Origin of the sequence: Tractidigestivibacter montrealensis, from assembly GCF_024741235.1 — a bacterium.
In the GTDB taxonomy this organism is placed as follows: domain Bacteria; phylum Actinomycetota; class Coriobacteriia; order Coriobacteriales; family Atopobiaceae; genus Tractidigestivibacter; species Tractidigestivibacter montrealensis.
In genome coordinates, this window is the sequence record NZ_JANSKA010000001.1 from 497,473 (window position 1) to 510,601 (window position 13,129).

The 13,129-nt window shown below is 62.8% G+C and carries 12 protein-coding genes and 5 tRNA genes; all 17 read right to left on the bottom strand.

Annotation, left to right across the window (positions count from 1 at the left end):
- Window positions 1-4 precede the first annotated feature (4 nt).
- The 17 genes from rpoB to cysS all read right to left on the bottom strand — a co-directional run bounded on the left by rpoB (window position 5) and on the right by cysS (window position 13,088).
- Window positions 5-3,526: a DNA-directed RNA polymerase subunit beta gene (gene rpoB / locus NVS32_RS02160; protein ID WP_258498475.1), complete on the bottom strand. Its 3,522-nt coding sequence runs from the start codon at window positions 3,524-3,526 to the stop codon at window positions 5-7.
- A 329-nt stretch (window positions 3,527-3,855) separates the two neighbouring features.
- Complete coding sequence (gene rplL / locus NVS32_RS02165) at window positions 3,856-4,236, bottom strand: 50S ribosomal protein L7/L12 (protein ID WP_059052893.1); 381 nt, start codon at window positions 4,234-4,236, stop codon at window positions 3,856-3,858.
- Window positions 4,237-4,320: 84 nt separating this feature from the next.
- On the bottom strand, window positions 4,321-4,839 hold the full coding sequence (gene rplJ / locus NVS32_RS02170) for a 50S ribosomal protein L10 (RefSeq protein WP_032110550.1): 519 nt from the start codon (window positions 4,837-4,839) through the stop codon (window positions 4,321-4,323).
- Between the two features lie 385 nt (window positions 4,840-5,224).
- Window positions 5,225-5,932, bottom strand: a complete 708-nt coding sequence (gene rplA / locus NVS32_RS02175) for a 50S ribosomal protein L1 (protein WP_032110551.1) — start codon at window positions 5,930-5,932, stop codon at window positions 5,225-5,227.
- A 107-nt stretch (window positions 5,933-6,039) separates the two neighbouring features.
- Entirely contained in the window at window positions 6,040-6,471 is a 432-nt protein-coding gene (rplK, locus tag NVS32_RS02180) for a 50S ribosomal protein L11 (protein ID WP_032110552.1), read from the bottom strand.
- A 90-nt stretch (window positions 6,472-6,561) separates the two neighbouring features.
- On the bottom strand, window positions 6,562-7,113 hold the full coding sequence (gene nusG / locus NVS32_RS02185) for a transcription termination/antitermination protein NusG (RefSeq protein ID WP_032110553.1): 552 nt from the start codon (window positions 7,111-7,113) through the stop codon (window positions 6,562-6,564).
- 3 nt (window positions 7,114-7,116) lie between these two features.
- Entirely contained in the window at window positions 7,117-7,515 is a 399-nt protein-coding gene (gene secE / locus NVS32_RS02190) for a preprotein translocase subunit SecE (RefSeq protein ID WP_032110554.1), read from the bottom strand.
- A 73-nt stretch (window positions 7,516-7,588) separates the two neighbouring features.
- Window positions 7,589-7,664: transfer RNA gene (locus NVS32_RS02195), tRNA-Trp, on the bottom strand.
- A 17-nt stretch (window positions 7,665-7,681) separates the two neighbouring features.
- Window positions 7,682-7,831: a 50S ribosomal protein L33 gene (gene rpmG / locus NVS32_RS02200; RefSeq protein ID WP_032110555.1), complete on the bottom strand. Its 150-nt coding sequence runs from the start codon at window positions 7,829-7,831 to the stop codon at window positions 7,682-7,684.
- Between the two features lie 260 nt (window positions 7,832-8,091).
- Window positions 8,092-9,297 (bottom strand): elongation factor Tu, encoded by a 1,206-nt coding sequence (gene tuf / locus NVS32_RS02205; RefSeq protein ID WP_258498477.1) that lies wholly within the window; start codon window positions 9,295-9,297, stop codon window positions 8,092-8,094.
- 97 nt (window positions 9,298-9,394) lie between these two features.
- Window positions 9,395-9,471, bottom strand: a tRNA-Met gene (locus NVS32_RS02210).
- A gap of 22 nt (window positions 9,472-9,493) precedes the next feature.
- Window positions 9,494-9,569 (bottom strand) — tRNA-Thr (locus NVS32_RS02215).
- A 1-nt stretch (window position 9,570) separates the two neighbouring features.
- Window positions 9,571-9,654 (bottom strand) — tRNA-Tyr (locus tag NVS32_RS02220).
- A gap of 269 nt (window positions 9,655-9,923) precedes the next feature.
- Window positions 9,924-9,998: transfer RNA gene (locus NVS32_RS02225), tRNA-Thr, on the bottom strand.
- 62 nt (window positions 9,999-10,060) lie between these two features.
- Window positions 10,061-10,648: an NYN domain-containing protein gene (locus NVS32_RS02230; RefSeq protein WP_258498478.1), complete on the bottom strand. Its 588-nt coding sequence runs from the start codon at window positions 10,646-10,648 to the stop codon at window positions 10,061-10,063.
- Window positions 10,641-11,618, bottom strand: a complete 978-nt coding sequence (gene rlmB, locus NVS32_RS02235) for a 23S rRNA (guanosine(2251)-2'-O)-methyltransferase RlmB (RefSeq protein ID WP_032110558.1) — start codon at window positions 11,616-11,618, stop codon at window positions 10,641-10,643. Before rlmB ends, NVS32_RS02230 begins: the two co-directional genes overlap by 8 nt.
- Window positions 11,619-11,627: 9 nt before the next feature.
- On the bottom strand, window positions 11,628-13,088 hold the full coding sequence (gene cysS / locus NVS32_RS02240) for a cysteine--tRNA ligase (RefSeq protein WP_258498479.1): 1,461 nt from the start codon (window positions 13,086-13,088) through the stop codon (window positions 11,628-11,630).
- Between the last annotated feature and the right edge of the window lie 41 nt (window positions 13,089-13,129).

Sequence of the window (13,129 nt, forward strand, 5' to 3'; positions counted from 1 at the left end):
GTCGCTACTCCTTATCGCTGTTGGCGTCGCCGACGAGGTCGTCGGACTCGCCGAGGTCGCGGGCAAGGCCCTTGACGAGGTCATCGGTGGTGTTGATGTTGGCGAAGACGTCCACGGGGTTCTCCTTGACCGCGGCCTTCTTCTCCTCCTCGGGCTTGGGCTCGGCCTTCTTCTTGTAGGAAATGGGCTCGATATCGAGCGCGAGGGAGCGCATCTCCTTGACGAGGACCTTGAAGGACTCGGGGATGCCAGGCGAAGGAACGTTCTCGCCCTTGACGATGGCCTCGTAGGTCTTCACACGACCGTTGGTGTCGTCGGACTTGATGGTCATCATCTCGTGCAGGACGTTTGCCGCGCCGTAGGCGTAGAGGGCCCAGACCTCCATCTCGCCGAAGCGCTGGCCGCCGAACTGAGCCTTGCCGCCCAGGGGCTGCTGCGTGACGAGGCTGTAGGGGCCGGTCGAACGCGCGTGGATCTTGTCGTCGACCATGTGGCCGAGCTTCAGGATGTAGGAGGTGCCCACCGTGATGGGGCTCTTGAACGCCTCGCCCGTGCGGCCGTCGTAGAGCGTGGTCTTGCCGCGATCGTTGAGCTGCGGCACGAAGTCAGCGTTCATGTGCTTGCCGTACTCCAGCATGGCCTTGTTCATGAGGTTCACGTTGGTACGGCGGATGATCTCGGCGACCTCTTTGTCGGTCGCGCCGTCAAAGACGGGCGTGGCCACGGGGATGGGGCCGGGAACGTAGGTCTTGGAGTCCGGCGTGGTGTCATCCCAGCCGTGGGTAGCGCCCCAGCCAAGGTGGCACTCGAGCAGCTGGCCCACGTTCATACGAGAAGGAACGCCCAGGGGGTCGAGAAGGACGTCCACAGGCGTGCCGTCGGCCATGTAGGGCATGTCCTCAACGGGCAGAACCTTGCAGACAACGCCCTTGTTGCCGTGGCGGCCGGAGATCTTGTCGCCCTGCTGGATCTTGCGGCGCTGAGCAACGAAGACGCGGACGAGCTCGTTCACGCCAGGCTGGAGGTCGTCTCCGGCCTCGCGGCTAAAGCGAACGACGTCGACGACGCGGCCGTAGGCACCGTGAGGCATCTTGAGCGAGGTGTCGCGCACATCGTGGGCCTTGGCGCCAAAGATGGCACGGAGCAGGCGCTCCTCGGCCGTGAGGGCCGTCTCGCCCTTGGGCGTAACCTTGCCCACCAGGATGTCGCCGGGGCCGACCTCGGCACCGATGCGGATGATGCCGTCATCGTCGAGGTTTGCGAGCATCTCCTCAGACTGGTTGGGAATCTCGCGGGTAATCTCCTCAGGACCGAGCTTGGTGTCGCGGGCATCGATCTCGTGACGGGAGATGTTGATCGAGGTGAGCAGGTCCTCCTGGACCACACGGTCGGAGACGATGATGCCGTCCTCGTAGTTGTAGCCCTCCCACGGCATGTAGGCCACGGTGAGGTTCACGCCGAGCGCGAGCTCGGAGTGATCGATCGAGGTGCCGTCAGCCAGGGGCTGGCCAGCCTCTACGTGATCGCCCACGTGCACGATGGGGCGGTGGTTGATGCAGGTGCTCTGGTTGGAGCGCTGGTACTTGGGCAGGTCGTACTCCTCGGCGCCGCGCTCGTCAGAGTAGACAACCACGTGAGCGGCGTCGACCTTGTCGACAACACCAGCGTGAGCCGCGCGGATGACCTCGCCGGAGTCGAGGGCGGCACGGGCCTCCATGCCTGTGCCCACGTACGGGGCGTGCGGACGAATCAGAGGCACGGCCTGGCGCTGCATGTTGGCGCCCATGAGGGTACGCTTGGCGTCATCGTGCTCGAGGAACGGGATGAGGTTCGCGGCGACGGAGAGCATCTGGCGGGGCGAGACGTCCACGAAGTCGACGTCAGAGACCTCGACTTGTGCGGGGGCACCAAAGGAGCCGTCGAAGTCGCGCGTACGGGCGATGACTCGGTCGGGGTTGGTGATGTTGCCCTTGGAGTCAACGACCACAAAGCGGCGCGTCTTGGGGTCAACGGGGGTGTTGGCCGGCGCGATGTTGTGGTTCTCCTCCTCGTCAGCGGTCATCCACACGATCTCGTCGGTAACCTTGCCGTCGACGACCTTGCGGTACGGGGCCTCAATGAAGCCATAGTCGTTCACGTGCGCATAGAGGGCCAGCGAGCCGATGAGGCCGATGTTGGGGCCCTCGGGGGTCTCGATGGGGCACATGCGGGAGTAGTGCGAGTTGTGGACGTCGCGGACGGCCGTGGGCACGTTGGTGCGGCGGCTGGAACCGGACTTGTGGCCGGCAAGGCCGCCAGGGCCAAGGGCCGAGAGACGACGCTTGTGCGTGAGGCCGGCCAGCGGGTTGGCCTGGTCCATGAACTGCGACAGCTGAGAGGAGCCGTAGAACTCCTTGATGGCCGCCACAATCGGGCGAATGTTGATCAGCGACTGCGGCGTGATGTCGTCAGCGTCCTGGGAAGCCATACGCTCGCGCACGACGCGCTCCATGCGGCTCATGCCAATGCGGAACTGGTTCTGGACGAGCTCGCCCACGGTGCGCACGCGACGGTTGCCAAAGTGGTCGATGTCATCGGTGTGCTTGGTCTCGTCGCCGGCGTGGAGGGCAAGGAGGTAGCGCAGGGCCGCCACGATGTCCTCGCTGGTGATCACGCGCTCGTTGGAATCGACATCAAGGCCGAGCTTCTTGTTGACCTTGTAGCGGCCAACGCGAGCCAGGTCGTAGCGCTGCGGGTTGAAGTAGAGGCCGTCGAGCAGCGAGCGTGCGGAGTCGACGGTTGGAGGCTCGCCGGGGCGCTGACGGCGGTAGATCTCGAGAAGGGCGTCCTCGCGCGTGGTCGCAACGTCGCGCTCGATGGTCGAGCGGACAACGTCGGAGTCGCCGAGGAGCGAGAGGATTTCGTCGTCGGTCTCGGCGATGCCAAGGGCACGCAGGAAAGACGTCGCGCTCTGGCGACGCTTGCGGTCGATGGAGACCACAAGGTGGCCGCGCTTGTCGACCTCGAACTCAAGCCATGCGCCGCGCGCGGGAATGAACTGAACGCGGTGGACGAGAACGCCAGAGTCCATCTCGGCGGCAAAGTACACGCCAGGCGAGCGGACCAGCTGGGAGACCACGACGCGCTCGGAGCCGTTGATGATGAAGGTGCCGCGGTCGGTCATGAGCGGGAAGTCGCCCATGAAGACGAGCTGCTCCTTGATCTCGCCAGTCTCCTTGTTAATGAAACGCACATCCACGAAGAGGGGGGCCTGGTAGGAGAGGTCCTTGGCGCGGCATTCGGCCAGACTGTGGGACGGGTCACCAAACTGGTGCTCGCCAAAGGTCACCTGCATGGTCCCGGCAGAGTTCTCAATGGGAGAGAACTCCGCGAAGGACTCGGCGATGCCGTCGGTCATGAAGTGCTTGAACGAATCCTTCTGGACAGAGATAAGGTTGGGCAGCTCCATCGCAGGCGGGATTTTGCTAAAGCTCTTGCGCGTACGGGTGACTTGCGGTTTAGTAAGAGAAGTCTTTGCGGTAGACACCAGGCTTTTCCTCCTTCAAAAGGGTGGAAGGCGGCAATTGTCGCAAACTAGTAATCTAGCCAAGCACACGTCTTCCGTCAATGAAAAGTCTTGACTTACCCAGCATTTTCTATTAGATTCTCCAAGTTTTCACGCCTTTCCCGCAAAATCCACGGGACGCATGTGAAGGAATCATGATGGTCTCGGAGAACGGCCAGCCATTGGTGACAGATGCGGCGCTTGGGCATGCCGATGAGACAAAGGGACAGTCCCTTTGTCTCATAAGAAAAGGGGCCGAGCCATCTGGCCCGACCCCTTGAACTCAAGCAGAGCGTCCGAGAAACCTGAAGCTACTTCAGGGTGACGGTGGCGCCGGCCTCCTCGAGCTGCTTCTTGGCGTCCTCGGCGTCCTCCTTCTTGGCACCCTCGAGCAGGACGGTAGGAGCGGACTCCACCTTGTCCTTGGCCTCCTTGAGGCCGAGGCTGGTAAGGGCACGGACGACCTTGATGACGGCGATCTTGTTGGAGCCGAAGGAGGTCAGCTCAACGTCGAAGTTGGTCTTCTCCTCCTCCTCGGCGGCAGCAGCGCCAGCTGCGGGGGCAGCGGCAACGGCGACGGGGGCGGCGGCGGAAACGCCGAAGACGTCCTCCAGCTCGTGGACGAGCTCAGAAAGCTCGAGGGCGGGCATCTCCTTGAGGGCCTCGATGATCTCTTCCTTGGTAGCAGCCATGCTAATTCTCCTTTGCGTTGGGGCACCTCATGTGCCCTCAGGTTTTTCTGGTAATGCCGGTAGTGCGTGTAGTGCAGCAGGGCGCTAGGCGGCCTGCTTGTCGGCGACCGCCTGCAGCGCGGTGACGAGGCCCCTGGCGGGACCAGCGCACACCTGCGCAATGCCGGAGAGCGGGCTGCCAATGACGTACACGAGCTTGGCGAGCAGCTCGTCGCGGGACGGGAGCTCGGCGTATGCGAGAGCCTCCTCGGCCGAAATGGCCTTGCCGTCGGCGATGCCACCCAGGATCTGCATCTTCTTGAGCTTGTCGGCCTCCTGCTTCAGGACCTTGGCGGCCTCGACAGGATCCTTCTCGTAGAAGACGTAGGCGCAGGTGCCCTTGAGCATGTCGTCGATGTTGGGCATCTCGGCCTCATTGAGGGCAATGCGCACGATGTTGTTCTTGTAGACCTTCATGTGTGCGTTGGCCTCGCGCAGGGCGCGACGGAGCTCCTGGGCCTCCTTGACGGTGAGGCCGCGGTAGTCGACGACAAAGACACCCTTGGAGGCCTCGATTGAACCCTTGACCTTCTCGAGCATGTCGATGTTGGACTGTGCTGGCATGTGAACACCTCCTTCTCATGCGTTTCCGGGCACGATCCGCCGACGCGGCGGGCCCCTCGCATGAGAGGGCCCCGCTTGGCGCAGCCAAACGGGGCCTCATAGGTTCATAGCTGAGACCACCTCGGCAGGCGGGTTTCCCCTTTGAGCCCTAAGGCACCGGCTGTCTTTGGCAGCGGGACGTGCAACGTGTGCAATGCAGGATAAAAACCTACAGCGGCTATTCTTGCACGCTAGATACCCGCGCGTCAAGACGCCCAGGCAAGACACGCCATCGACACATAAGCGCCCGGGATTGCATGCGATGAGACAAAGGGACAATCCCCTCGTCTTATAAAAATAGCCCCGCTCGGGTGAGCGGGGCTTGCGTACCACTATGCGGCTGGAGCTAGTCCTCCATGAAGTCGCGGGTCTTGGTGGTGTCGACCTTGATGCCAGGGCCCATGGTGGTGGAAATCACGATGGACTTGACATACTTGCCCTTGGCGCTCGAGGGCTTGACGCGCAGCAGCTCGGTGAGGAGCGCGCCGTAGTTCTCGACAAGCGCCTTGACGTCGAAGGACGCCTTACCCATGGGGACGTGGCAGATGCCGTAGCGGTCGGCACGATACTCGACGCGACCGGCCTTGAGCTCCTTGACCATCTTCTCGACATCCATGGTCACGGTACCCAGCTTGGGGTTAGGCATGAGGCCGCGGGGGCCGAGGATACGGCCGAGACGGCCGACCTTGCCCATGAGGTTGGGCGTGGCGATGACGGCGTCGAAGTTGATGTTGCCCTTCTGGACCTCCTCGATGAGGTCGTCGGAGCCGACGATGTCGGCGCCGGCAGCCTCGGCCTCGGCGGCCTTGGCGCCCTCGGCAAAGACGGCAACGCGAACGGTCTTGCCAGTACCGTTGGGCAGCGAGATGGAGCCACGAATGTTCTGATCGGCCTTGCGGGTGTCGACGCCCAGGCGAATGGCGACCTCGACGGTCTCGTCGAACTTAGCGGAGGAGAGCTCCTTGGCGAGCGTCATGGCCTCCTTGGGCGAGTAGACCTTGCCAGCCTCAACCTTGGCGGCAGCGGCGTTATAGTTCTTTCCGTGCTTTGGCATGTGATACCTCCTGTGGTCAACGGGCTTTGGCCCTCCCACATAGTTGGCGGCAAGCCCGCCATATCCTGAGAGGCGCCCCGTAAGGGGCGCATGGTGCCTAGTTGGTACTAGTCCTCGGCGATGGTGACGCCCATGGAGCGAGCGGTGCCGGCGACGATCTTCTTGGCGGCCTCGATGTCGTTGGCGTTGAGGTCCGGCATCTTGATCTGAGCGATCTTGGTGAGCTGCTCCTGGGTAAGCTGGCCGACCTTGTCGCGCTGAGGAACGCCGGAGCCGCTCTTCAGGCCAAGCTCCTTCTTGATGAGGTGGGCCGCAGGCGGGGTCTTGGTCACGAAGTCAAAGGTGCGGTCCTCGTAGACGGTGATCTCGACGGGGATGATGTCGCCGGCCTGATCCTTGGTGGCAGCGTTGAAGGCCTGGCAGAACTGCATGATGTTGACCTGGGCAGCACCAAGGGCGGGACCAACGGGAGGCGCGGGGTTGGCTGCGCCAGCCGGAATCTGGAGCTTGATAAAGTGAGTGACCTTCTTCTTGGGCATGATATTCCTCCTGGAGAGCGTGCTTTGTATCTATCTTCACGCAGGCGCCCGAGAAGCCATCCTCACCGATACGGGACCTGCCAGAAGTTCCTAGCTGATGACAGAGATCTGGTCAAGCGTGAGCTCGACGGGGGTCTCGCGGCCAAAGATCATGAGCATGACCTTGACCTTGCCTGCCTCGGCGTTGACCTCGGAGACCTGGCCGTCGAAATCTGCAAGGGGACCAGAGAGAACGCGCACGGACATGCCGGGCTCGATGTTGGTCGAGGTGCGCTTGGGGGTGGGAGTGGCCGCACTGGTGCGCACGCCACCACGACGCATGATCTTGTCGAACTCGTCGCGACGGAGCGGCGTGGGCTTGCCGTCAAGGCCAACAAAGCCAGTGACGCCGGGCGTGTTACGCACGACGGCCCAGGTGTTATCGTCTACCTCCATGCGAACGAGGACGTAGCCCGGGAAGACCTTGGCCTCCTTGGTCTCGCGCTTGCCGCCGTCCTTGACTTCGGTGACCTCCTCGGTCGGAATCTGAATGTCCACGACCTTGTCGCCAATGCCATAGGTCTCGATGCGGTGCTCAAGATCGGTCTTGACCTTGTTCTCGTACCCGGAGTACGTGTGAATGACGTACCAGCGCTTAGCCATGGCCTATGCCCCCAAACTCGTGTAGCCAACGAGCAAGGCCACGATGCCGGTGTCGACAAGCCAGAGAGCAATGCCAAAGACCACGAGAGAGACGATAACGGCAACAGAGTAGTTGCGGAGCTCGTCCTTCGAGGGCCACACGACACGCTTCATCTCGGTGCGCACAGCGGCAAAGTAGTTGCTGATGCGCTTGCCAAGACCCGGCTTCTTGTTGCTCGCCTTTGCAGGCTTGTTCTGCTTCTCGGGCGCCTTGGCAGTGGCAGCAGCCGCCTGCTTACTTGCGCCCTCAGCCTTCTGGGGCTTCGAGGAAGCGGCAGAGGCAGCCTGAGCGGCCTCGCGCTCGGCGCGCTTCTGGGCACGCGCCTTGCGGACACTCCTCTTGTTCCTGTCCTTGTTCGGCATCCTCGCGACTCCTAAAAGACTGGCCTTTACATGGAAACCGGCTAACCCCGAAGGGAAAGCCGGTGGGAAATTCTGGCACGCCAGGAAGGACTCGAACCCTCAACACTCGGTTTTGGAGACCGATGCTCTACCAATTGAACTACTGGCGTGTGTGGACCCACCTAGTTTAGCGGGTCTCGCGGTGAAGCGTGTGCTTACGGCACCACGGACAATACTTCTTCATCTCAAGACGATCAGGGGTGTTCGCCTTGTTCTTGGTCGTGGTGTAGTTGCGGCGCTTGCACTCGGTGCATGCAAGTGTAACAAGTGTACGCATGAATCCTCCTGAGACACCATGTCACTTCGAGGCCATCCTCGAAGATGGCGCGGTGGAGAACGTTACCATTACCTAACGCTTCCTGTCAAGTTAACGTCCATTCTGTGGATTACCTCACATAACATCCACGCGATAGGTAGTCCTGCTTGCACGATGGAAGCGCTGAGAAACGCGTGGCCCAGAGCCTTTAGGCGCGAATCTCAAGAGAAGGGCCCGACACCCTTGCGGATGCCGGGCCTTGAGGTCACTTCAAAGAGAAGTTACTCGACAATCGTGGAGACACGACCATCGCCGACGGTGTGACCGCCCTCGCGGATAGCGAAGCGCAGGCCCTCCTCCATAGCGATGGGGTGGATGAGCTCGCACGCGATGGTGACGTGGTCGCCGGGCATAGCCATCTCGACCTTGTTGCCATCCTTGTCGGTGAGCTCGGTGATGTCACCAGTCACGTCAGTGGTGCGGAAGTAGAACTGGGGACGATAGCCGGAGAAGAACGGGGTGTGACGGCCACCCTCCTCCTTGGTGAGGACGTAAATCTCGCCGGTGAACTTGGTGTGCGGGGTAACCGAACCGGGCTTGCAGAGAACCTGGCCACGCTCGATGTCCTCGCGCTTGATGCCACGGAGCAGGATGCCCACGTTGTCGCCAGCCTCGCAGAAGTCCAGCGTCTTGCGGAACATCTCGATGCCGGTAGCGACGGAGGTCTGAGTGGGCTTGATGCCAACGATCTCAACGGGCTCGTTGAGCTTGAGCTCGCCGCGCTCGACACGGCCGGTAGCGACGGTACCGCGGCCGGAGATGGTCATGACATCCTCGACGGCCATCAGGAACGGCTTCTCGTTGTCACGAGCAGGCGTGGGAATGTAGGAGTCAACGGTGTGCATGAGCTCGATGATGGAATCAACCCACTTCTGCTCGCCGTTGAGGGCGCCGAGAGCGGAGCCACGGATAATCGGGGTGTTGTCGCCGTCGTAGCCATACTCGGAGAGCAGGTCGCGGGTCTCCATCTCGACCAGGTCGATGAGCTCCTCGTCGTCGACCATGTCGCACTTGTTCAGGAAGACGATGATGTACTTAACGCCGACCTGACGGGCAAGCAGGATGTGCTCGCGGGTCTGGGCCATGGGGCCGTCGGTAGCGGCGATAACGAGGATGGCGCCATCCATCTGAGCAGCGCCGGAAATCATGTTCTTGACGTAGTCGGCGTGGCCGGGGCAGTCAACGTGAGCGTAGTGGCGCTCCCAGGTCTCATACTCGACGTGAGCAACGGAGATGGTAATGCCGCGCTGACGCTCCTCGGGAGCCTTGTCGATGTTCTCGAAGGCGGTGTACTCAGCCTTGCAGTCCTCGGTCTCGGAGAGAACCTTGGTGATGGCCGCGGTCAGCGTAGTCTTGCCGTGGTCGACGTGACCAATGGTACCGATGTTTACGTGCGGCTTAGAACGATCGAACTTCTCCTTGGCCATTGCCAATCCTCCTTTTGGAACGAACCTCTCCGGCCATTCCATGGTACAGAAATACGCCTATTTATGCTCAGCGGCGCCGAAGCGCCGCAGAAAAGCCTGGTACCGGTGACTGGATTCGAACCAGTGACATCGCGGGTATGAGCCGCGTGCTCTAACCAGCTGAGCTACACCGGCATGGAGCCGTGCACTTGAAAAATGGAGCCCGCGACCGGATTCGAACCGGTGACCTCTTCGTTACCAACGAAGTGCTCTACCGACTGAGCTACACGGGCATGGTGGGGATGCTTGGACTCGAACCAAGGAACCCAGAGGGAGCGGATTTACAGTCCGCCGCAGTTGCCGCTGTGCCACATCCCCATTCCGTTTTCAAGTACCGCACGGGGCGAACCCCCTGCAGCGGAGTGAATAATACGACGTGGAAATAATCCTGTCAACGCGTACCCCGGTACCGGGCGTATCTACCCCACGATTCCCGCACAATTCGCGCAAACTCGCAGGTAGATCTAGTGGGCTACATGACTGTCACCGCATGGCGATGGGCCTTGGGAGCACCTTCTTGCACCTGCGGGCCTACCGCTTACAAAAGAAATTCGGCCGGAGGCAGCTGTCTCCGGCCGGAAGGTTTCTGGAGCCGGTAGAGGGAGTCGAACCCACAACCCACGGTTTACAAAACCGTTGCTCTGCCATTGAGCCATACCGGCGGTGAGGACATGATAGCGTGTTTGGACCAATCTGGCACGCGAGGGGGACAGAAGGCCTGCCCCTACCTACGTCCGCGCAGCTTGTCCAGCTTGGCGCGCGTCTCTTCGTCGAGCCTGTCCTCCAGGCTCAGATGCGTGTGCGACCCTCGCTCACGCGCCTCTTCAACGCCTTGGTTCACGATGCTCATGTTCTGGGCGAGAAGCGCACTCGAGACTGTGGTCACCGGAATCCCGCCCACGGTGTAGCGGATGGTGTTGTCCGAGGTCACGAGCAGCACGTCCCTCTCTGCATGGCGCGCCTCGGTGACCAGGCGCTCTATGACCGTGTCGGCAGACTCTCCCGTGCGCGAGAAGACCACGCGCACGCCCGCCGTGCTCCAGTTGGGGCGCTCGCTCGAGAGGTTGCCCGCCGCATCGAAGACCACCACGGGTTCGTAACTGCCCTGGGCATAGGCAGCCACGTCGGCGACGAGCGCCTCGCGGGCGCGGTCAAATGGGTCGTGTCCATAAGGGTCGCGCGAGAGGTGCGCCACGTCTGCCAGTGCGCCAGCACCTGCGTGCTCGTCGATGAGCGAGGCATAGCGCGGGGTCCCGTGGACCACGTTGTAGCCGTCGACCACGAGAAGCGCAAGACGCGGGCGCCTAGGCATCCGAGCGCGCCCCCTCGCTCACGCGGCGAAGCCACTCGTAGCACATGACCGTGGTTGCCTGGGCAACATTGAGCGACTCAACACGCCCGCGCTGCGGAAGCCTGGCACCAAAGTCGCAGTGGTCAAGCACCAGGCGGGAGATACCCTCCCCCTCCGAGCCCATGACGAGGGCAAGCCTGCCGTAGACAGGCGCGTGCCACACGTCCTGCTCCGCGTGCTCGGTTGCGGCGCACGCCCAGAAGCCAGCCTCTTTGAGCTGGTCGATCGCACGGGCAAGGTTGGGGACCTGCGCTATGGGGAGGTGCAGCACCGCGCCTGCTGAGGTCTTGTAGGCGCCCGGGCCAACCGTGGCGGCGCGCGCATTGGCAACGACCACACCCGCTGCGCCCACGACCTCGGCAGAGCGCACGATGGCACCAAAGTTGCCCTCGTCCGTCACGTGGTCAAGCACAACCACCAGGGCGTCTCCCTCGCCCGCTGCGGCAATGACGTCCTCGATGGTCGCGTACGAGAAGGGCTTGGTCCGCACGACGATGCCCTGGTGGGCACCGTGGCTCGAGAGGCGATCTAGGCGGGAGCGCGGGACTACCTCGCACTCCACGCCGGCATCGGCAAGCCTGCGCACCAGCGTGTCAAGCGTCTTGTCAGTCCCTTCGGACGAGCCAGCGCCATCCTGCACGTAGGCGGTGCGAATGGGAATGCCAGCGTCAAGCGCCTCTGCAACGGCGCGGCGCCCCTCGATGAGGTCGGAGCCAAGCGTCGCAGGACGCTGCTGGTCCTGGCGGTTACCCGCACGCTGCGGGCGTGTAGCGGAACGCTGGGGGCCGCGCTGGCCGCGGCTCCCCTGACCCTGACGGCCACCGCTTCCACCCGCGCGCTGATCGCGTCCGCGGTACCGGCCGCCACGGCCAGCTTGAGAAGAGCCCTGCCCCTTGCGGGAGGGGCCGCGGCGTGCGTCGCCTCGTGCCATTCTCATCACCTACGCCCTGCGCAGGCGAGCGCCCGCGGCAGTGTCCTCGAGGACCAGGCCCAGCCCGGTGATGGCATCGCGGATGCCGTCTGCCGTGCCCCAATCCTTCGCCTTGCGGGCCGCCTGGCGAGCGGCGATAAGCGCATCCGCGGCCTCGGCGGCAGAGTCGCCCTGGTAGCCGGCGTACTTCTCGGCAAGGCCCACCAGTTCGGCGGGGAGCTCGTCCTCCTCGGAGGCAAGCGTGACGCCCAGGACGCCCGCAAGCTCGGCCAATGCCTCCGCCGCGGCCTTGGCGGCCTTGCCTCCGGCGGCGGTACCGGCATCGGCAAGGTAGGTGTTCGCGGAGGTAACAAGCGAGAAGATCGCAGCAAGGCCGCCGGCGGTGTTGAAGTCGTCGTCCATCTGGCACGTGAACTCGTCGCGCGTCTCGCTCACGGCAGAGTCCAGCGTGGCGTCGAGCTCCTCGCTGCCGGTGCCGTTCTTGGCTGCCCAGAGCAGGTTATTCTCGCACGTGCGCAGGCGCTCGAGGGTGCCCACGGCGCCCTCCAGACGGTCGAAGGAGAAGTCGAGGGGCGCACGGTAGTGGGTCTGCAGCATGAGCAGGCGCACGGCGTCGGCGGGGTACTTGTCAAGGACCTCCTTGAGCGTGTAGAAGTTGCCCAGGCTCTTTGACATCTTCTCGCCGTCCACGCGGAGCATGCCGGTGTGCATCCAGAGGTTGGCGAGGGGCTCATGCCAGGCGCACATGGCCTGCGCGGTCTCGTTCTCGTGGTGCGGGAAGACGAGGTCGGCGCCACCGCCGTGGATGTCGATGGGGGTACCCAGATAGCGGTGGATCATGGCGCAGCACTCGGTGTGCCAACCAGGGCGACCGTCGCCCCAGGGGCTCGGCCAGCTGGGCTCGTCGGGCTTGGCGGCCTTCCAGAGGGCAAAGTCGAAGGGGTCGCGCTTCTGGTCGTTGACCTCCACGCGCTCGCCGGCGCGCATCTGGTCAAGGTCGCGGCCGGAGAGGACGCCGTAGTTGTTGTCCGAGCGCACCGAGAAGTACACGTCGCCGTTGTCGGCCACGTAGGCGTTGCCCTGCTCGATGAGGGACTCGATCATCTCCTGCATGGCCTTAATCTCGTGCGTGGCGCGCGGGCGGATGTCGGGATCGAGAATGCCAAAGCGGTGCATCTGCTCGATGAAGGCATTGGAGAACTCCTCTGCCACGTCGGCGGCGGTGCGACCCTGCTCGTTGGCGCGGTTGATGATCTTGTCGTCCACGTCGGTGAGGTTCTGGGCAAAGGTGATCTCGTAGCCCTTGTACATGAGGTAGCGACGAATCACGTCAAACGAGAGGAACGTGCGCGCGTTGCCAATGTGAATCTGGTCATAGACGGTGGGACCACAGACATACATGCGAATCTTGCCCGGCTCGATGGGCTCGAGCTCCTGCTTTCGGTGCGTCTGGGTGTTATAGATCTGCATGGTTTGCTCCTTGGGATGTGTGCGCAAGTACTGGCATTGTA